Annotated in this window: 1 protein-coding gene; it reads left to right on the top strand. The window is 47.6% G+C overall.

Going from position 1 to position 246, the window contains the following annotated elements; genetic code table 11:
• Positions 1 to 246: hypothetical protein (locus SB772_RS44380; RefSeq protein WP_410839075.1), on the top strand; the 246-nt coding region annotated here is incomplete at both ends.

Below are 246 nucleotides of genomic sequence, written 5' to 3'. Positions count from 1 at the left end.
AGACTTGACTGCTGCAAATGATGACGAGCAAAACGTCAGCTCAGATGAGACCTCAGCCAACCTTGGTGATCCGTTATCAAACGGTCAGCAAACGCCAGATGGTGAGTGGAGTGCGTATGGTCGTACTGATTATGGTCAGCGCTACTCGCCTCTAGATAAAATCAATACCGATAACGTCAAAGATTTAGAATTGGCTTGGCAAATCCAAACAGGTGATGTCAAAGGTCCTGACGATGTCGGCGAGAC

Origin of the sequence: Paraburkholderia sp. SIMBA_030 (assembly GCF_046535245.1) — a bacterium.
In the GTDB taxonomy this organism is placed as follows: Bacteria; Pseudomonadota; Gammaproteobacteria; order Burkholderiales; family Burkholderiaceae; genus Paraburkholderia.
This window is presented reverse-complemented; position numbering and strand designations above follow the sequence as displayed.